Annotated in this window: 19 protein-coding genes; 8 read left to right on the forward strand and 11 right to left on the reverse strand. The window is 39.0% G+C overall.

Going from position 1 to position 17,661, the window contains the following annotated elements; genetic code table 11:
- Positions 1 to 12: 12 nt before the first annotated feature.
- A complete protein-coding gene (locus C0966_RS13785) occupies positions 13 to 1,191 on the reverse strand; it encodes a ParM/StbA family protein (protein WP_274856321.1) in 1,179 nt (392 codons plus the stop codon).
- Positions 1,192 to 1,574: 383 nt separating this feature from the next.
- Positions 1,575 to 2,153, reverse strand: a complete 579-nt coding sequence (locus tag C0966_RS13790) for a DUF1836 domain-containing protein (protein ID WP_274856841.1) — start codon at positions 2,151 to 2,153, stop codon at positions 1,575 to 1,577.
- Positions 2,154 to 2,285: 132 nt separating this feature from the next.
- On the opposite strand from C0966_RS13790, the gene trhA reads away from it, so the two are divergent.
- The 3 genes from trhA to C0966_RS13805 all read left to right on the forward strand — a co-directional run bounded on the left by trhA (position 2,286) and on the right by C0966_RS13805 (position 5,835).
- A complete protein-coding gene (gene trhA / locus C0966_RS13795) occupies positions 2,286 to 2,933 on the forward strand; it encodes a PAQR family membrane homeostasis protein TrhA (RefSeq protein ID WP_274856322.1) in 648 nt (215 codons plus the stop codon).
- Positions 2,934 to 3,142: 209 nt separating this feature from the next.
- On the forward strand, positions 3,143 to 4,267 hold the full coding sequence (locus C0966_RS13800) for a betaine/proline/choline family ABC transporter ATP-binding protein (RefSeq protein ID WP_274856323.1): 1,125 nt from the start codon (positions 3,143 to 3,145) through the stop codon (positions 4,265 to 4,267).
- Positions 4,267 to 5,835: a glycine betaine ABC transporter substrate-binding protein gene (locus C0966_RS13805; protein ID WP_274856324.1), complete on the forward strand. Its 1,569-nt coding sequence runs from the start codon at positions 4,267 to 4,269 to the stop codon at positions 5,833 to 5,835. The genes C0966_RS13800 and C0966_RS13805 overlap by 1 nt, the downstream gene beginning before the upstream one ends.
- 342 nt (positions 5,836 to 6,177) lie before the next feature.
- Here the strand turns inward: C0966_RS13805 and C0966_RS13810 are convergent, their stop codons facing one another.
- On the reverse strand, positions 6,178 to 6,855 hold the full coding sequence (locus tag C0966_RS13810) for a TrkA C-terminal domain-containing protein (RefSeq protein WP_274856325.1): 678 nt from the start codon (positions 6,853 to 6,855) through the stop codon (positions 6,178 to 6,180).
- Between the two features lie 92 nt (positions 6,856 to 6,947).
- Here C0966_RS13810 and pepT point away from each other — a divergent pair, with 92 nt between their 5' ends.
- Complete coding sequence (gene pepT, locus C0966_RS13815) at positions 6,948 to 8,180, forward strand: peptidase T (protein ID WP_274856326.1); 1,233 nt, start codon at positions 6,948 to 6,950, stop codon at positions 8,178 to 8,180.
- A gap of 53 nt (positions 8,181 to 8,233) precedes the next feature.
- Here pepT and C0966_RS13820 read toward each other — a convergent pair whose 3' ends face one another.
- From C0966_RS13820 to C0966_RS13835, 4 genes are all read right to left on the reverse strand, one after another.
- On the reverse strand, positions 8,234 to 8,476 hold the full coding sequence (locus tag C0966_RS13820; protein WP_274856327.1) for a glutaredoxin family protein: 243 nt from the start codon (positions 8,474 to 8,476) through the stop codon (positions 8,234 to 8,236).
- Positions 8,473 to 8,799 carry a bacillithiol system redox-active protein YtxJ gene (ytxJ, locus tag C0966_RS13825; RefSeq protein WP_274856328.1) on the reverse strand — a complete coding sequence of 109 codons (327 nt, stop codon included), beginning with the start codon at positions 8,797 to 8,799 and terminating at the stop codon, positions 8,473 to 8,475. Before ytxJ ends, C0966_RS13820 begins: the two co-directional genes overlap by 4 nt.
- Before the next feature lie 23 nt (positions 8,800 to 8,822).
- Positions 8,823 to 9,059: a glutaredoxin family protein gene (locus C0966_RS13830; protein WP_274856329.1), complete on the reverse strand. Its 237-nt coding sequence runs from the start codon at positions 9,057 to 9,059 to the stop codon at positions 8,823 to 8,825.
- 244 nt (positions 9,060 to 9,303) lie between these two features.
- On the reverse strand, positions 9,304 to 9,987 hold the full coding sequence (locus C0966_RS13835; RefSeq protein WP_274856330.1) for a Crp/Fnr family transcriptional regulator: 684 nt from the start codon (positions 9,985 to 9,987) through the stop codon (positions 9,304 to 9,306).
- Positions 9,988 to 10,179: 192 nt separating this feature from the next.
- On the opposite strand from C0966_RS13835, the gene C0966_RS13840 reads away from it, so the two are divergent.
- Positions 10,180 to 10,530 carry a DsrE family protein gene (locus C0966_RS13840; protein WP_274856331.1) on the forward strand — a complete coding sequence of 117 codons (351 nt, stop codon included), beginning with the start codon at positions 10,180 to 10,182 and terminating at the stop codon, positions 10,528 to 10,530.
- A gap of 79 nt (positions 10,531 to 10,609) precedes the next feature.
- Complete coding sequence (locus C0966_RS13845) at positions 10,610 to 11,050, forward strand: OsmC family protein (protein WP_274856332.1); 441 nt, start codon at positions 10,610 to 10,612, stop codon at positions 11,048 to 11,050.
- A gap of 658 nt (positions 11,051 to 11,708) precedes the next feature.
- Here the strand turns inward: C0966_RS13845 and C0966_RS13850 are convergent.
- The 4 genes from C0966_RS13850 to C0966_RS13865 form a co-directional block, all read right to left on the reverse strand.
- Complete coding sequence (locus C0966_RS13850) at positions 11,709 to 12,551, reverse strand: sugar phosphate isomerase/epimerase family protein (RefSeq protein ID WP_274856333.1); 843 nt, start codon at positions 12,549 to 12,551, stop codon at positions 11,709 to 11,711.
- Between the two features lie 172 nt (positions 12,552 to 12,723).
- On the reverse strand, positions 12,724 to 14,400 hold the full coding sequence (locus C0966_RS13855) for an ABC1 kinase family protein (RefSeq protein WP_274856334.1): 1,677 nt from the start codon (positions 14,398 to 14,400) through the stop codon (positions 12,724 to 12,726).
- A 30-nt stretch (positions 14,401 to 14,430) separates the two neighbouring features.
- Positions 14,431 to 14,730 (reverse strand): phasin family protein, encoded by a 300-nt coding sequence (locus C0966_RS13860; protein ID WP_274856335.1) that lies wholly within the window; start codon positions 14,728 to 14,730, stop codon positions 14,431 to 14,433.
- A 14-nt stretch (positions 14,731 to 14,744) separates the two neighbouring features.
- Positions 14,745 to 15,524: a patatin-like phospholipase family protein gene (locus tag C0966_RS13865; RefSeq protein WP_274856336.1), complete on the reverse strand. Its 780-nt coding sequence runs from the start codon at positions 15,522 to 15,524 to the stop codon at positions 14,745 to 14,747.
- A gap of 188 nt (positions 15,525 to 15,712) precedes the next feature.
- On the opposite strand from C0966_RS13865, the gene C0966_RS13870 reads away from it, so the two are divergent.
- Positions 15,713 to 16,390: an Lrp/AsnC family transcriptional regulator gene (locus C0966_RS13870; protein ID WP_274856337.1), complete on the forward strand. Its 678-nt coding sequence runs from the start codon at positions 15,713 to 15,715 to the stop codon at positions 16,388 to 16,390.
- A gap of 329 nt (positions 16,391 to 16,719) precedes the next feature.
- Positions 16,720 to 17,388 carry an oxidoreductase gene (locus C0966_RS13875; protein WP_274856338.1) on the forward strand — a complete coding sequence of 223 codons (669 nt, stop codon included), beginning with the start codon at positions 16,720 to 16,722 and terminating at the stop codon, positions 17,386 to 17,388.
- Positions 17,389 to 17,661: the final 273 nt, after the last annotated feature.

The raw sequence follows: 17,661 nt of genomic DNA on the forward strand, positions 1-17,661 counted from the left end.
ATATCACCTTATTTAAGCCTTCACAGGTTTTTGTTCCTCTCCCTTTTTCTCTTTAGCCGTTCTGCGAACATAGTCAGAAATTAATTTATAATAAGCATTCGCCATCATCCAGATGCTTTCTTTTTCATCTTCAAAAAAATCAATATTATAGCCGTCTAAATTATTATTTAGCGTTTTTATATAATCTTTTAAAATAATGGAACCTCCACCTACAAAGTAACAAATCTCTGTTTGGGAATTCTTTAGCCACATATTTCGTAAAAGGCGATACTGCTTCTTCGCCAAATCAAGGAGGATCCGGTCGGTGATATCATGGACACTTGTACGGCTGCCCCTTACCATAATATGATTCCGATCGTTCTTCTTTGTAATAATCTCCACAACATCGCGGCGACTGTCCAATTCCACTCCGTGCCGGGAGCGAATCTCTTCCCTGATCGCCTCTAAAGCCTCAGAAACGCCAAGATTAAATCCTTGCGCTTTATCATCATCCACTTTTCGGTCTTTAATGACGGCGATATCCGTCGATAACCCGCCAATATCTTGGATAAGGATTCTTTTATTAATTAAATCTTTATTAATAATGTTCAACTCATTATCCATGACAAGGTTTATAAAAGCAGCAAACCCTTCAGGATACACCTTCACTTCATCAAATTTGATATTTACTTTCAATCCTTGATATTTAGGGGTAATCAAAAATTCAACTTGGTGAACGGAACCTAATAATTTCGAGCGGTAACCGGTATCTCTTCCTTCTTTTACTTCGCGAAGAGGCAAGCCCGTGCCCAAAGTATAATTCGCATCGATGACATTTTTCGACTTTGGAAACACTTTGGCATTTTCCGGCCTCGCTGCATCTAAAGCAAGGGAAGCAAACAGCAAGATCAATGTTTGATCCTCTGCCGACTTGCTGCTGCCGGGGTCTAATTCAGAAGCATTGTCGCTTTTCGTCGCTAAATGGCCGACGCGGTAAATCACGTTATTTTCTTTTAGAGCAGGGGAGTGTACTTTTATATGTATACCGTCCAAAGGATCTTGATTATCTAATTCTTCTATACCGATAACAGGTCTGTCCTCGATGTCTCTGGCAATCACGTTCGGAATATTTAATTCATATTCTAATTTTCCAAAAATTGCTTTTAACGAATCATTTCCAACGTCTACCGCAGCAATTCTGCTATTGCTCATAAAAAATCCTTCCTTTCTTTCGTCAGCTTATAGTAAGCGTAAATGACTGCGGCCGACGATTCAATCATATTGGAAAATATTAATGAAAACGTAAACATGTACACGAAAATGTAAACTTAAAAACAAAACTGCAAACATGTCGAATTATAAGGAAGTAAACGGTTTTGTAAACATGCAAACAAACTTGTTTACAATCGCAAACACTTTTGCAAACACGTAAACATATTTGTTTACAAACGAAAACAAAACATAAACACGCAAACATTTTTGTTTACAAGGAATGATCGTATGGTTCTGTTCTATAAAGTCACTTACAGAAAAAAGCAGAAGTCTTCAGTGGTCTTTATGCCCACGATAGACTTCTGCTTCAGCTTCCGTAAATATTAGCTTTTTTTACCATCTTTTAATTCATCAACTAGCTTTTCCGCTACCCTTCTATATAAGTTGCTAATGCCAACAAATGCAGCGATTAATAACACCTTCTCCAAATACTGTGAATCTTGTTCTTCCAGCTTTTTGATTTCTTCGTTTACTTCTTTCGCCTTTTCTTCAATATCTTCTTTAAAGGATTCGACATTTTTCTTAAAAAGATAGAGATAGCTTTCGTAAAAAGCCTCTAAATTGAAATCCCCTGCTATGATCTTTTCATTCAAACCATCAAGAGTCGTTTTAATATCATTGAGCGACAGCGCCCCTTTTAACTGATAGATCAGGCTGATTAAAAGTAAATGTTCTTTTGAATATTTTTTATTCTTAATAGGAAAAAACAGTTTTCCTTTGGCATAGTTATTGATCATCGTTTTCGTTAAAACTTTTTCATCTTCCGTACGTTTGGATGCACCATATTTTTGTTCAAATAATTGAATTACTTGATCCATGTACAAGTCAATTTTCGGAAGGTCCTCCAATGTAATGATATTTTCTAACCCAAGATCTGCAATGATTTCATTTACATTCTCCATTGTTCCAACCTCTGTTTTTTCTTTCATTTTATCCTAATAAATTTTTAAAGTAAATTATTGACTACTTATCATTATGATTATATTATTATATATAGTATTGAAAACTACATATTGCCATAGGAGGACGATTCAGTGAACAATTATATACGCGAACCAATTAACGGACTGACACATTTAGCCGGTGCAATTTTATCATTTGCCGGACTGCTTGCGATGGTCATCAAAGCTTCGATGGCAACATCATCGGCACTTGCCATTACATCTGTGATCATTTTTGGCATCAGCATGATCCTTTTATATTCTGCTTCTGCGACGTATCACATGGTCATTGCGAAAGATAAGGTTATTGCCTTCCTTAGACGGCTCGACCATTCGATGATCTTTGTTATGATTGCAGGATCGTATACGCCTTTTTGCCTCATTACCTTAAACGGGACAACAGGCTGGACGATTTTTGCCATTGTCACATCAATAGCTGTTTGCGGCGTGCTATTCAAAATGATCTGGTTTAAATGTCCGAGATGGCTGTCAACTTTGCTTTACATTCTGATGGGATGGATTATTATTTTTGCTTTTTCGCCCCTTGCCGAAACATTAGATCGTAATGGCGTGTTCCTTTTAGTGCTCGGAGGGATTTTCTATACGGTCGGCGGCATTATTTACGCAACAAAGCCGAAATTTTTACAATCAAAATACATGGGCTTTCATGAGATTTTTCACATCTTCATTCTGCTCGGAAGCGTCTCCCATTTTTTGAGCGTCTTTATGTATGTTCTATGAATAGGCCGGTATTGCAGTTCTGAGCGAAACTGCAGACCGGTCTTTTTACTTTCGTTTAGAAAAATTTTTTCATTTATATTTGCATAAAATCAGCTGAAGCATATTCTGAACAATAAAAACCTTAACTGACTTCTTCCCTAGTTCAATCGAGTCGACAACAAACAACTTTATTGCTACAATAAAGTTGTTACTTTGTTAGGGGGAATAATATGATACAGTTTCAAAACATCGTTAAGAAGTATGGCAACAAAACAATTATCAACAATTTCAATTTGGATGTTGAAGCAGGACAGCTTGTTGTATTTATCGGACCGAGCGGCTGTGGAAAAACGACCTTGCTTAAAATGATTAATAAACTGATTCAACCGACATCAGGGAAGATTTATGTAAACGGTACGGATATCTCGAGAGCAGATCCGATTGAACTGAGAAGAAACATCGGTTATGTCATTCAAAATACCGGGCTGTTTCCCCATATGTCCATAAAAGAAAATTTAGAATTGATTCCGAAGCTCAAGGGAGAAGATCCGGCTGCAATCGAAAAGAAAACGGAAGAATTGCTTGAATTAGTCGGTTTGGACCCGAAGGAATATTTGCATCGGTTTCCTAAGGAATTAAGCGGTGGACAGCAGCAAAGGATTGGGGTAGCAAGAGCCTTCTCTACAAACTCCGATATTATTTTAATGGATGAACCCTTCAGTGCTTTAGATCCCGTCACAAGAAGCTCCCTTCAAGAAGAACTATTCCAAATGCAAAAGGAATTAAATAAGACGATTATTTTTGTTACACACGATATGGATGAAGCGATAAAAATAGCAGATAAAATTTGTCTATTAAAAGACGGGAATATTCTCCAATATGACACACCGGAGAACATATTAAAAAATCCAGCTTCTGAGTTTGTAGAAAGTTTTATTGGCAAGAGAAGAGTTTGGAACAACCCGGAATTATTAAAAGCAGAGGATATTATGATTTTTAATCCTGTGAAAATTTCTCCTAAGCGAAATGTGATTCAAGCGATCGAAATTATGAAAGAAAATAAAGTGGACAGCTTAATGGTTACAGACAGGCACAATACCCTTTTAGGATTAGTGACGTTAAAAGCGATTCAGCTATTGAACAGAAATTCTTTGATAGAAGATGTAATGGAGAAAAATGTCCTGGCTGTATCAGAAGATGCTAATTTAATATCTGTTTTGAAGACGATGAATGAGCATAAAATTGGCTATGTCCCTGTTGTGAACAGTACGGGACATTTAACCGGACTCATTACAAGAAGCTCCATCCTGTCAGCATTAAGCAGTCAGCTGATTGATTTGGAGGTGACCTTTTAATGGGCGGATTATGGAATTTTATAATGACGAAATATGATCAAATCTTAAGTTTACTTGGCCAGCATATTTATTTAAGTGTGATTTCTGTCTTAATCGCCATCATCATCGGAATTCCTCTCGGCATCATGATTTCGAAAGAACAAAAGCTTGCAAAACCTATTATCGGGGCAGCCAATGTTATTCAAGCAGTACCGAGCTTGGCCCTGCTCGGTTTCTTAATTCCTTTCATCGGAATCGGAAGCGCCCCTGCCATCGTGATGGTCGTCCTTTATTCCCTGCTTCCAATTGTGAAGAATACGTATACAGGATTAACAAATATAGACTCAGACATCCTTGAAGCTGCAAAAGGAATCGGATTAACCAAGAGCCAAACGATGAGAAAAGTGCAGCTGCCTTTAGCCTTCCCGATGATTATGGCAGGAATCAGAATTTCGGCTGTAACAGCTGTCGGATTAATGACAATCGCAGCATTCGTTGGTGCCGGTGGACTCGGCTATCTCGTATTTTCGGGTGTTCAAACAGTCGATAATTACATGATTCTAGCCGGCGCCATTCCGGCTTGTATTCTCGCCCTTCTCATCGACTATGTTGTCGGCAAGCTGGAATCCAAACTTTCGTATACAAATAAACAGCGTCCTTCACAATCCGGAACAAAAGTATCCACCAGTCCATTGAAAAGAATCGCAATTCCTTCGTTGGTGATCTTACTTTTTGCAGCAGGAATCATCACGGTCTATTCGAACGTAAATTCAAAAGATAAAATTGTGATTGGTTCAAAAAATTTCAGTGAACAATTGATACTAGGGAACATGTTAGCAGATATAATTGAAGACAAAACTGATATTCAAGTAGAAAGACAACTGAATCTCGGCGGAACACAGGTCGCCTTCAATGCCCTCAATAGCGGCGATATTGATCTATATGTCGAATATACAGGCACCGGTTTAGTGAATATTTTAAAAGAATCGGCAATGAACAATCCTGATGAGGTCTATCATGTCGTGAAAAAGAAATTTCATGAAAAGTATGGGGTTGAGCTATTAGAGCCTCTCGGGTTCAATAATACGTATACTTTGGCGGTAAAGCAGGATACGGCCGAAAAGTTCGGACTGGAGACGTTTTCCGACTTGGCCAAGGTAAGCGACCAGTTAATACTTGGTCCGACAGTCGAATTTCCTAATAGAAGTGATGGTTTAATCGGGCTTTCCAAAACCTATCATATGAACTTTAAAGATGTGAAAGCTGTTGACGGCGGCTTGAGATACACGGCATTGAAAAATCAAGAAAGTGATGTCATCGATGCCTTTTCGACCGACGGCTTGCTGGAAGCATTCCAGTTAAAGGTGTTAAAAGATGATAAAAACTTCTTTCCTCCGTATTATGCTGTACCCATTATTAGAGAGGATACGTTAAAAGAATATCCGGAGCTGAAAAGCGCCATCAATACCTTAGCAGGCAAGCTTACCGATGAGAAAATGAGAAAGCTAAACTACAAAGTTGACAGTCTGAGAGAATCTCCGGAGAAGGTAGCAAAAGAATTTTTAAAAGAAGAAGGTTTGATTGATTAATAGGATCGTTTTTAGCATTAAAACCGGGCTCAGTCCCGGTCCTTTTTTGTTACTATATGGAGTGAAGGCTCATAAATGTGATCGATGGCTCATATTTTGAAATGAAGGCTCATAAATTTGGATAAGGGCTCATTTTTCAGAATGACGGCTCATATATCGGCATAAGGGCTCATATTTCAGAACGACGGCTCATATATCTGAATGAAGACTCATATATCGAAATGACGGCTCATAACCCGAAAAACTCTAGAATCGTTTGGCTAATTTAGATACGATTTTATGCTCAAAACGCATTAAACGCCCTGTTGTATCTTCGAAAAAAGCTGGTTTAACCCGCTTTTCTTATTCTCCCAAAAAATGCATGACCCGGTCATATGTTTTTTCGTCACCGATAATGAGAAGCACATCTCCTTCGAGTATGCTTGCGTAAGGTCCCGGAGAAATGATTAGTTTTCCGTTCCTCTTGATTCCAACCACGGTTCCCCCGGTATTTTGCCAAAACTTCACTTCCGAAATCGTCTTTCCGATATGGCTGCAGCCCGGAACGATCTCCACCTCAATGGGCACCATTGGATTTGTATGACGGAGCTTTCCTGAATAATCAATGATTTTATTCACCGTGTCAAAAATCTGTTGATCCAGTTCCTCTCTCTTACTAAAAAGCGACTTCATTTGCTTTTCTAAATCCTTGATAGTCTCCAAACTTGAAAACCTGTTTATATATTTAAATGCATTTTCCCGGGATGAAACGATAATTCCACTTCCCTTGGCAGATTGAACAATCCCTACGTCTTCTAAGATTTTAATGGCTCTCCTTACCGTTTCGGGAGACACATTATATTCGCTCGCTAAAGTTGATCGCCCATGGATTTTTTCTCCGACTTTAAATTTCCCATCGTATATTCGATTTGCAAGATCGATCGCGATTCGTTCATATGTTGGTATTTGTGTTCTCTGCTGCATAATATCCTCCACCGCAATAAAATCGTTTACTTTTACTATACTCTTTTCTACGTGCATATGCGAATATCCAAACGCTGCCCATGCTTTGATAAGTAAAGTAGGAGTCTGGTAAGATGAAAATATAACAATCAAAGGGAGATGAAGGAAAATTGAAAGATGAAATCATTAAGAGGTTTACTACTTATGTGAAGGTAGACACGCAGTCCAATGATGAGAGTAATACATGTCCTTCCACGCCTGGACAGCTGACCCTTGCCAACATGCTGGTGGAAGAATTAAAAGCGATCGGGATGGAAGAAGTGACAATTGATGAAAACGGATATGTAATGGCAACACTCCCTTCCAATACAGAAAAACAAGTGCCTACAATCGGATTTTTGGCACATGTTGATACAGCGACCGATTTTACCGGCGCGGGCGTTAAACCGCAAATTGTAGAAGACTATGATGGCAACGATATTGTATTAAATAAAGAATTACAGATCGTGCTGTCTCCGAAAGACTTCCCAAATCTTCTCCAATATAAGGGCCACACGTTAATCACAACAGACGGAACGACTCTTCTCGGCGCTGATAACAAAGCCGGCATTGCTGAAATTATGACAGCAATGGCTTATTTGATAAACCATCCGGAAATTAAGCACGGAAAAGTAAGAGTAGCTTTCACGCCTGATGAAGAAATTGGCAGAGGTCCTCACAAATTTGATGTGGCCGCTTTTAACGCCAAGTTTGCATATACGGTAGACGGAGGTCCGCTCGGAGAACTAGAGTACGAGAGCTTCAACGCTGCCGCTGCAAAAATTACGATTAAAGGAAGAAACATTCATCCTGGTTCAGCCAAAGGGAAGATGGTGAACTCTGCTAAAATCGCCATGGAATTGCACAGAAAGCTTCCGGCGAGTGAGGCACCTGAATATACAGAAGGATATGAAGGGTTCTATCATTTGATTTCTATCAATGGCGACGTGGAACAAACAAAACTGCACTACATAATCAGGGATTTTGATAGGGACAGCTTCAATGCAAGAAAAGCCACGATCGAAAAGATTGTAAATGAATTTAGAGAAACATACGGAAAAGACAACATCATCCTGGAAATGAAAGATCAATATTACAACATGAGAGAAAAAATTGAACCGGTAAAAGAAATTGTCGAAATTGCTTATCAGGCAATGGAGAATTTGGGTATTCAGCCAATCATTAAGCCAATTCGGGGCGGCACAGACGGTTCGCAGCTATCTTTTATGGGACTGCCGACACCGAATATTTTTACAGGCGGAGAAAACTATCACGGCAAGTATGAATATATTTCAGTCGATAATATGATCAAAGCAACAAAAGTGATCATTGAGATCATCAAACTATTTGAACAAAGAGCTTAAAAAAGCGGCAGGCACCATCAGAAGACAAATGTCCACGGATGGTGCCTATCAGTCTAATTGCGCGCTGCTTCCATTAGCTTTTTCAGCTCAGTAGGATTAAAGCCTTTTACCGCTTGATCTGCAACTACAGTTACGGGTATTCCCATAAAGCCAAACTTTTCAACTTCTTTTTGATATTCCGGGTTGGCCAACACGTCTCTAACCTCAAATGGAATTCCTTCCTGAGTGAGCATTTGTTTGACCATGTTGCATTCATTGCAGCCCTGTGCAGAATAGACAATTACTTGTTTGTTCATTGATTTACCGCCTCACTAATAGATTCCTTCGTAATCTTCCAATGGGAAGTATTCCAGCGTACTTTTCCATCTTCAAGAAGGAAAATTTGCGGAGATTCATGCTTAATTCCAAATTCCTCTGCAATTTTATTGGAAACCGGGCGGTCTTCAATTACGTGGACTACAGCAGCAGAAATGTCCGTTTCCTTCAGGAATGATTGAAACTCCTCATAGGCTTTTGCACTGATCGGACAAGTGGTGCTGTGCTTAAAAAGCAACTGTTTTCCCGGTTGTTGAACAAATTGATGAAAATCTTCTATTGTTTGAAGTTGTTTCATTGCCATGGCTTTCACTCTCCTTGATTCATTTATGCTTTTACCGTGTTCAAAAAAGCCTCAATTTTATCACGGTCAAACACATGAAAAGTTTGGCTGCCCATCACGATAAAAGGTGTAGCAATCCCCCCTCGCTCAAGCATTTGGTCAAACTTCCGCTGATCGAAAGTAACATTGAACACTTCATAAATTAAATCTTTTTCCTTGAAAAAACGCAATACCTGTTCACATGACTCGCAATGGTCGCTTACATACAGGGTTATTTTCATGTAAAAACCACCTGTCTATTGTTGAATATTTTCAGATTACCCCATCAAAGCGGCCATGACTGTAAGATAGTTTACATAAAAGATATTACAAAATTATCTTTCTTTTTTCCAAAATTAATACCTATTTTTTTAAGAATTTTTAAAAATTAATTTAAGCGAATCGACCGGCCATAAAAAATAATGAATTACCCTTTCAAAAGTGCATGAACAAAGATTTTCTAAATTGAAATCAAGCAATTTGTTTCTAGCCAAAAAGCTGTCCTTTTGCCAGTTCACGATGAATAGAAATGATTTTGCGGCCTGTTCGCACAATATCTTCCTTAACCAGTTCATTGATCGTTGAGGTTACTGATTCACGAGTGGCACCTATCATGTTGCCGATTTCCTGATGAGTGAGAGGGAGATCAATTCGGTGATAGCCATCTTCTAACACACCAAATTCTTCGGAAAGATTCAGCAAAAGAAAGAGAAGCTTCTCTTTGACCGTACCTAAAGCCATCTTCTCCAGCATGTCGTTTTTTTCTTTCAATTGATCGCTCAAAATCCTCATAATCCGTTTCATAATATAGGGGCGGGTGGATATGAATTTTTCAAACTGTTCACTGCCTATGGAGCAAAGCAGAGTGTCTTCAATCGTTTCAATATACACTCCATGGGTCCCTAAAGAGACAGAATCGATTTCACCAAACGTACTCCCTTTCCCTAAAATACCGACAGTAAACTGTTTCCCTTCCGAATTGACAATATACAGACGCAAAGCCCCTTCTTTTACAAAAAAAAGCCCTTCCCGAACCATATCAGGGGTTTGAATAATCGTATGTTTTCGTATTTTGGCATGGTGTGTCCCTTTATTAATCTCTTCCATATCTTCCGGAGAGACTTTGTCAAACAATTTTATTTGAGACAAATACCACAGTTTGTCAATCATGAACCTTCTCCCCCAAACTTTGTGGTCTATTTTTACTTTAACATAGGAAGGATATGCATGACTAACTTAAAGATTGGTCATCATAATGTATGCTACTTCACATTTAATAAAGGAACTGGATTACAGACTTGCTATTCAAAACGAAACTATAATGAAACCATAAACAGAAAGCAAACCAAAGGAGAGATATACATGAAAAAAGTAGCAATTTTTGTTCACGCAACTGAAAACGAACTAGGAAGAGCAGTTCATGCATTGGTGTATGCAGATGAGATCCACGCTGTCGGCGGAGAAGTAAAAGTAATTTTTGATGGTCAAGGAACACAATGGATTCCTCGTCTTGAAGACGAAAGCCATCCGATGAACCCGTTGTACAAAAAAGTGAAAGGTTTAGGCGTGATCGAAGCTTGCGAATCTTGCGCCGGAGCTTTCAATGTTCAGGAAGACATTCAAAAAGCAAACATTTCATCATCAAAAGGCAACGACGGCCACGCAAGTATTGCAGACCTAATCAAAGAAGATTATCAAATTATTACGCTATAATTCAAGCGAATTTGGACAATATATCAGTGGGGTTTTTTATCCCCACTGATTATTTTATTTATCATGGGAGGTTTATAAAATGGCTCGCATACAATTAAGAGCTTCAGGTGTTGCTGAAGGAACTACATCCGAAATTAAAACAGGCAACCACACTTTTTATATTGACGAACCGGAAAGCTTAGGCGGCAACAACAAGGGACCCAATCCGCTTCAAACAGTTTTGGGCGCTCTTATCGGCTGCGAAAACATTGTTGCAAACATGGTGGCAAAAGAGATCAACTTTGATCTTCAAGGAATTATTTTTTCTGTCAAAGGAGAACTCGACCCGCGCGGTTATAAGGGAGATCCAAATGTCCGCACTTACTTTCAAAAAGTAGAAATTTCCGCAGAAGTAAAGACGAGTGAATCGGAAGACCGTATTCAGGAGCTGAAAAAGATAACAGACAGCCGCTGCCCGGTATTTAATTTGTTGAAAGCAGCCGACGTTGAAATCGTAACGAACTGGAAAAAAGCCGAGTAGTCGGAAAGCAAAAGGAGCGGTGCGTTTGGTGACGCGTAACGAATTTTCTCAAAATTTGTTCTGCCTTGGACATTGATAAGACAATAGGAGTGGCGTATTCGTTGCCACTCCTTTTTAAAAAGTTAGGAAAATTTGATTATACAAAAGCTGTTTTTTTGCGTAACTGGCATAAAACGAAGCATTCTGTAATCTATCGGGTATGAGTTTTTAAATATATGAGCCTATATTTTCGTTTATGAGCCCTTATTTGGATTTATGAGCCTTTATTTCGGTTTATGAGCCGTCATTTCACTTTATGAGCCGTCGTTCTGATTTATGTTTAAAAGGTCCATATTTAGGGTAAACTGTAATTGGGTCATAATTAAATCTCCTTTTCAATGTTTTATGTAGGCATTAAAACATTGTAACCAAAAGGGATTAATTTGACCCCTTTTCTTTTTACACAATTATACGGACTTAATCGATTTATGAGCCTTCGTTCCGATTTATGAGCCGTCATTCTGAATTATGAGCTGTCACTCCATATTATGAGCCGTTATTCCAACTTATGAGCCGTCACTCTAGTTTATGTGCAGTCGATCACATTTATGAGGCGGGCATTGCTTTCATTCCAATTTAAAGAACCGGGCGGCAAGCCCGGCTTTATTTACTTCGATAACTATAAAAGCAATTCCGCCCAGTGCGGATGTTCATCAAGTCTACGGTCCATGTCACGCAATGCTTTGAGAGAGCGGCTCAGCTTACTGTAAGCGTCGCCCCCCTCGCTCCAACCTTGATAGCCAACCATTCCATTAAAGCCGATCTTTTTAAGCTGCCCGAGCAATGCGAAATTGTCCAGCTCGCCGACGTCCAATGGCTCGATTGTCGCAACGTTCCCAAAACCGAGCGGACTCCGACGGCTTCCGGATAAGTTTACTTGCCTTAAGTATGGTGCTACCTCTCCAAGCGTAGCCTGAATGTCTTCCCCGTCAACGGCGTACCAGTGGTAGCCACAGAATACGATCCCAAGATTTGGATGATTCAGCCGCTGACACAACCGCACTGCATCTTCGTGGCGCTCTACCCAGAAAGATAGGTGAGAATAAAGCAAGAGGTTGATGTTTCGCCGCTCGCAAATCTCGAGCGCTTTTTCCAGCCATTTTACCGCAATGTCGTCACCCGCCGGATCGGAAGGACGAATATGCCTTGCAACGGATTGGATCGCCAGTTCAACTGTTGAACCCTCATCGATCGTCTCCAACATCGTATAAATGCCTTCGTTTCTCGGATGACTCTCGCCTACTGAAAGATCCAACACGACGTATACACCCGCGACGTCCAGCCCGTACTTCTGCTTCACATCGCTGAGTTTCTTCACGTCCCACCAACGCTCTCCGTTCCAAACGGACAAATGCATGGCATCGTACCCGATCTCTTTCAGCATCTCGCACCGCGCCTCAAAGCTGTAAAGTCCCATTGAGTTGTAGAAAGCAAAATCCATTGCATAAAAACGATAAGCCATAGAAGCTCGTTCCTCCTTTTTTGCGAATCGGTGCACTGACTATTTGAATATCCAATAAAACAGCAGGGCCGATAGGAGGTCAATTTTCATACCAACCACCTAAAAGATAGTATGACCGGTTAGCGATCCATAAATGCCACCTGAGCTACTATTTACATAAAACGTAAGAGACTTAAAATTTACCTGATCTAAAAATAGAAAAAAGGATCCAAAGAAACATCACTGTAGCGACCACAAAGCCGAGTTCAATCGCGGGAATTCTCCATAGCAGCGTCGATTGTCTTCCGATCGATGAACCGATGATCAATCCGACCATAATAATGCTAAAAGAAAGTAAAACAATACTGAATGAAAGACGGTTGCTGATTCTGTCCATTTTCGTCAAAAAAAGATGAAGTTCGGGAATGGTAATTTCGATTCGCAATTTCCCTTGTTGCATAATGGAGGTTATTTCTCTTAACTTTTTAGGCAAATCGGAGATGATTTCCGAGTATTCAACGATATGGCTCCAAGCGTTTTCTGCAAGTTTTTTCGGATGATAGCGATCCTTCATCAAACGTTCACCGAAAGGTTCTGCCACACTCATAATGCTAAACTCCGGATCCAATGATTCCACAACTCCTTCAACGGTTAGAAGGGCTTTACCAAGTATTGTTAAATCCGCAGGGATCCGAATGCGATGATGGAACGCAACGGTAAATAAGTCATTGACAGCTTCTCCAAGACTAATTTGACTTAAAAGAACGTCATAATACTTATCCCTTAAGTCATCGATATCTTGCCGCAATAATCCCATATCAGCATCTTCCGGTATTAGTCCCATGCGGGAAACGGCTTTGATGATCGCATCCGTATTTCCCCGCTTCAAAGAGATAACGAGAGACGCAAACTGGAATTTCATGTCATGATTTAGACGGCCCACCATACCAAAATCCATCAAAGCAATCACTTCACCGGGAAGTACAAGTACATTCCCCGGGTGAGGGTCGCCATGAAAAAATCCTTCCATTAATATTTGATGAAAAATAGAATGAGCAAGCCTTTCAGCAATTACTTTACGGTTATATCCTTTTTCATCCATTTTTTTCAGGTCATTTACTCTTATTCCTTCTATGTATTCCATCGTTAAAACGTTTTTCGTTGAAAAGTCCCAATAAATTTTTGGAATGCGGATCGCAGAATTACCGGTAAATTGATTGGCTATTTTTTCTGCATTTCTTCCTTCGGTGCGATAATCTAATTCTTGGCGCAACGATTTGGCAAACTCTTCAATCATATCCCGTAATTGATATCTCTTTGCCCAATCGATTCGCAATTCCATCAGTCTCGCCAAATCTTCAAGTATTTCCAAATCTGTTTCGATGACATGACGAATGTTCGGCCGTTGAATTTTTACCGCAACTGATTCTTTGGAATGCAGCCTTGCATAATGTACTTGTCCGATCGATGCAGCAGCGAGGGGCTTTTCATAGAATTCATCAAAAATAGTTTCGAGTGTATCTCCTAATTCTTCTTCGATAATTTGTCGTACTTGATCAAAAGGAAAAGGCGGTACACGGTCCTGTAATTTTTCCAACTCTTTTATAATATGCTCAGGAATTAAATCACGCCGGGTACTTGCAATTTGACCCATTTTTATAAAAGTTGGACCCAACTCTTGCAAACAAGACCGAATTCTACCGCCAATCCGTCCCTGATTCAAATCTGTATCTGTGTTCAATTTTTTATTAGGAATAGACATAATCTCTGATATTCCTAAATCTTTTACAATATAACCAAAACCATTGCGTAAAAGAACATTGATAATTTCCTGATAGCGCTGAGCGTGTTTCATTCTCTTACCGAGCATAAATAATTCCTCCCGAACTAGGACTCGTCTTCAATCACCTTTTCTTTCTCTTTCCAACATTTCGATTCTCCGCTCTAATTCACGGACTTCATCTTTTGAAACTAGGTTTAGTTCATCCAACACTTGTTTAATTCTCAATTTAACCATTTCATCTATCTCTTTCCTGGCTTGATCGCCTCTTTCCGTCAGCTTATCAATCCATTCTTTTGATTCCGCCTTACTTAGTTCTCCCTTTGATACAAGATCATTTACAATTTTTTCAATTTGCTCTTTACTGGTAATTGCCACGCCTAATCCTAACGAAAAAACTTGATTGATTAAATTTTTCATGCTACATTCCTCCTTTATAAGTTAAGCAATGATTTTAACTCTTTGATTTTTCTCTCAGCTGCTCGTTCTCCGGCATCAATGCATTCTTTTGCTTTTGTCGTGTCTAATGCTGCAATATGCCCTACCTCAGGACGAATAACGACATCCGCATGGCGCAGCCTGGAACGGCGCACTTCCCTCGTCATTAACGTATAAGAACGATAAACAACTTCAAAAAGGCTTCTCGGTTCACGTTCCTCGTATCCTCGTTCGACATCAACACCAACAACTATATCTACCCCTGCTTTTCGGGCAAGGTCAGCCGGCAAGTTGTTTAGAACACCACCATCTACTAATACTTTATCTTCATACGAAACAGGTGAAAAAATAGCAGGCATCGACGTTGTCGCCCGAATTGCCAATGATAAATTTCCTTTGGTAAAAACAAATAATTCCCCTTTATTCAAATCCACGGAAACTGCTTGGTAAGGTATTGGAAGATCCTCAATCTGAATTTCATTTAGACCGTTTTGTTTAAATAATTGATCTAAAATCGTAAATATTTTATTGCCGGCAAAGATTCCCCGATTGGGAATACCGATTTCTAAAATTCGATATGATGGAGTTTCCAGAACAAACCTTTCAATTTTTTCAATATCAATCCCGGCAGCAACCAGCCCTCCAATTGCAGCTCCCATGCTAGTACCCACAATGAAGTCAATAGGGATGTTGTGTTTTTGGAATACTTTTAAAACACCAATGTGTGCTAATCCCCGGACTGCTCCTCCTCCTAAAGCCAAACCTATCTTTTTCATTTTTCCCTCCATTTGAGATTGTAAACTTTTCGTTCAGACGAATTGATTAGAATTACTTTTCCTTATATAAACAAGATCTATGTAATCGTAAGTTTATGTGTCTTTTTTGGTTTTTGGGTATTTTGGGTTGATAATACTAGATTAACTAACTATAATCAAGATGTAAATATTTTAGGGTGGTTTTACTCATGAATCTAACAGAACGAAAAAAACAGTTTTTGCAAAAATTGATGGATTTATATGAAAGAACCGAACTGCCCGTTCATTACGAAACTTTAGCGAAAGCAATCGGTGTTAGTAAATGGACGGCTTATGATATGTTGAAACAGCTTGAAAAATTAGGTTTTCTAACTCGCGATTATACGATTAATAATCGCGAAACCGGCCGCTCCCAAATCGTGTACACACCATCAAAAAAGGCATTTAACTTATTGAATAACTCGTCTTCAATCGAAGTAAGTATGGAAGAATGGGAAGAGATTAAGAAAGAAGTGTTGGCTTTCTCTAAACAATTAAAGGACTTAAATCCTAATTTAGCGATTCAAAAAGTTTTAGAGGAAATGTCAAAGATTAAGAAGAAAGCAATTCTTTGTACTTATATCTTATGTCTGCTCATTGTTTATTTAAACAATTCCAGTGAAGGGACGATTTTTTTGATTAAACATATCGTTGAAGACATTCATGAACACCATACAAGACTCATCATGTTTGTTGGAACGGTTATAGGTACAATTATTCAAACAGCGAACAAAAATTTAGGAAGTGAATTAGCAAAATTAGGAAGCGAGTTTGTCGGTATGATTGGGCAGCTTTCAAAAAAAGAAAAAGAAATGATTTCCAACTTCCTTATCGAAAGTGTATCTTAATTTACATTCAATTTTTCAATAAATGTTTCCGATCATGTTTTTTTGTTTTTTGGGGGATCTATTCATGAAAATCTTATTCAAGTTTTTCTGGCTGTCCGAAAATAACGTGCATGAGTTTTAAACTCTCAACCCTAACATGGAAATAGCTTTCATTATAAAACAGAACCAACATAATAAGGCGGTGTGAGCGAAGCAAAGCTCTAAATATTTACAAAGCTAAACAAGTATCTTGCTAAAAATAAGTAGGCATTTCTATCTTTGTTTGCGTAGCTCCGCCCCTTTTCCACAGAAAAGCCCTTCATTAAGTGAAACAATAGGAGTTGATTCTTTTGGGAGGAAAAACGGCATTGATAGCAGGAGCAAGTGGTCTTGTCGGCAGAGAGCTGCTTTATTACTTGCTGGACGGAAATCAATACGACAAAGTTGTTGCAATAGTACGTAGACCTCTTGGCATCAAACACCCAAAACTCGAGGAAATAATTGTCGATTTTGAAAATCTGTTCAACTATAAATATCATTTTAGAGTTGATTATGTGTTCTGTTGTTTAGGGACTACGATTAAAAAAGCCAAATCGAAAGAAGCAATGTTAAGAGTTGATGTTGATTATCCATTAATCATTGCAAGGGTTGCAAAAGAAATGGGGGCAAAACAGTTCCTGGTTATTAGTTCCATAGGGGCAAACCCTAACTCTTTCATATGGTATACCCGAATGAAAGGGTTGCTTGAGGAACAACTTAAAGAGGTCGGGTTCCGTTCACTACATATATTCAGACCATCCCTTCTTCTTGGAAAAAGAACAGAATTCAGACTTGGTGAAACAGTGGGGGCATTTCTGTCTGGAAAGCTTTCGTTCGCTTTTATTGGTCCGTTGAAGAAATATAAAGCTATATCAGGAAAAACAGTCGCTTTATGTATGTATAAAATTGCTCAAAATAATAAAAAGGGAGTAAATGTTTATATCTCGGATGAAATTGAGACGATCGCGCAAACACAATAAGCAGTTCCAAAAAGGGCTGCTGTTTTTGTTTTGGGCGGTCGGTACACAAATTTATACGATTACTCTCGTTCGACGGGTCTTTACTCTCGTTCAATGGACGTTTACTCTCGTTCGGCACGTCTTTACTCTCGTTCATTACACGTTTACTCCCGTTCAATATTCTTTTACTCTCGTTCAGCCAAATTTCCATTTCAAATCTCAACTACTTTTATCAGACTCGATAGAAACAAATTATTTGATTTTATGATCATAAATTACTAATATTGAGATATC

The organism is Bacillus methanolicus (assembly GCF_028888695.1).
Taxonomy (GTDB): domain Bacteria; phylum Bacillota; class Bacilli; order Bacillales; family Cytobacillaceae; genus Bacillus_Z; species Bacillus_Z methanolicus_B.

Excerpts from the sequence above, each read along its gene's own strand:
- C0966_RS13865 (WP_274856336.1), bottom strand. The coding sequence starts at position 15,524 with ATGAAAAAGATAGGTTTGGCTTTAGGAGGAGGAGCAGTCCGGGGATTA.
- C0966_RS13835 (WP_274856330.1), bottom strand. The coding sequence starts at position 9,987 with ATGATTGACAAACTGTGGTATTTGTCTCAAATAAAATTGTTTGACAAA.
- ytxJ (WP_274856328.1), bottom strand. The coding sequence starts at position 8,799 with ATGGCAATGAAACAACTTCAAACAATAGAAGATTTTCATCAATTTGTT.
- C0966_RS13830 (WP_274856329.1), bottom strand. The coding sequence starts at position 9,059 with ATGAAAATAACCCTGTATGTAAGCGACCATTGCGAGTCATGTGAACAG.
- C0966_RS13845 (WP_274856332.1), top strand. The coding sequence starts at position 10,610 with ATGGCTCGCATACAATTAAGAGCTTCAGGTGTTGCTGAAGGAACTACA.
- C0966_RS13820 (WP_274856327.1), bottom strand. The coding sequence starts at position 8,476 with ATGAACAAACAAGTAATTGTCTATTCTGCACAGGGCTGCAATGAATGC.
- C0966_RS13855 (WP_274856334.1), bottom strand. The coding sequence starts at position 14,400 with ATGCTCGGTAAGAGAATGAAACACGCTCAGCGCTATCAGGAAATTATC.
- C0966_RS13790 (WP_274856841.1), bottom strand. The coding sequence starts at position 2,153 with ATGGAGAATGTAAATGAAATCATTGCAGATCTTGGGTTAGAAAATATC.
- C0966_RS13805 (WP_274856324.1), top strand. The coding sequence starts at position 4,267 with ATGGGCGGATTATGGAATTTTATAATGACGAAATATGATCAAATCTTA.
- C0966_RS13840 (WP_274856331.1), top strand. The coding sequence starts at position 10,180 with ATGAAAAAAGTAGCAATTTTTGTTCACGCAACTGAAAACGAACTAGGA.
- C0966_RS13860 (WP_274856335.1), bottom strand. The coding sequence starts at position 14,730 with ATGAAAAATTTAATCAATCAAGTTTTTTCGTTAGGATTAGGCGTGGCA.
- C0966_RS13850 (WP_274856333.1), bottom strand. The coding sequence starts at position 12,551 with ATGGCTTATCGTTTTTATGCAATGGATTTTGCTTTCTACAACTCAATG.
- C0966_RS13800 (WP_274856323.1), top strand. The coding sequence starts at position 3,143 with ATGATACAGTTTCAAAACATCGTTAAGAAGTATGGCAACAAAACAATT.
- C0966_RS13870 (WP_274856337.1), top strand. The coding sequence starts at position 15,713 with ATGAATCTAACAGAACGAAAAAAACAGTTTTTGCAAAAATTGATGGAT.
- C0966_RS13810 (WP_274856325.1), bottom strand. The coding sequence starts at position 6,855 with ATGCACGTAGAAAAGAGTATAGTAAAAGTAAACGATTTTATTGCGGTG.
- C0966_RS13785 (WP_274856321.1), bottom strand. The coding sequence starts at position 1,191 with ATGAGCAATAGCAGAATTGCTGCGGTAGACGTTGGAAATGATTCGTTA.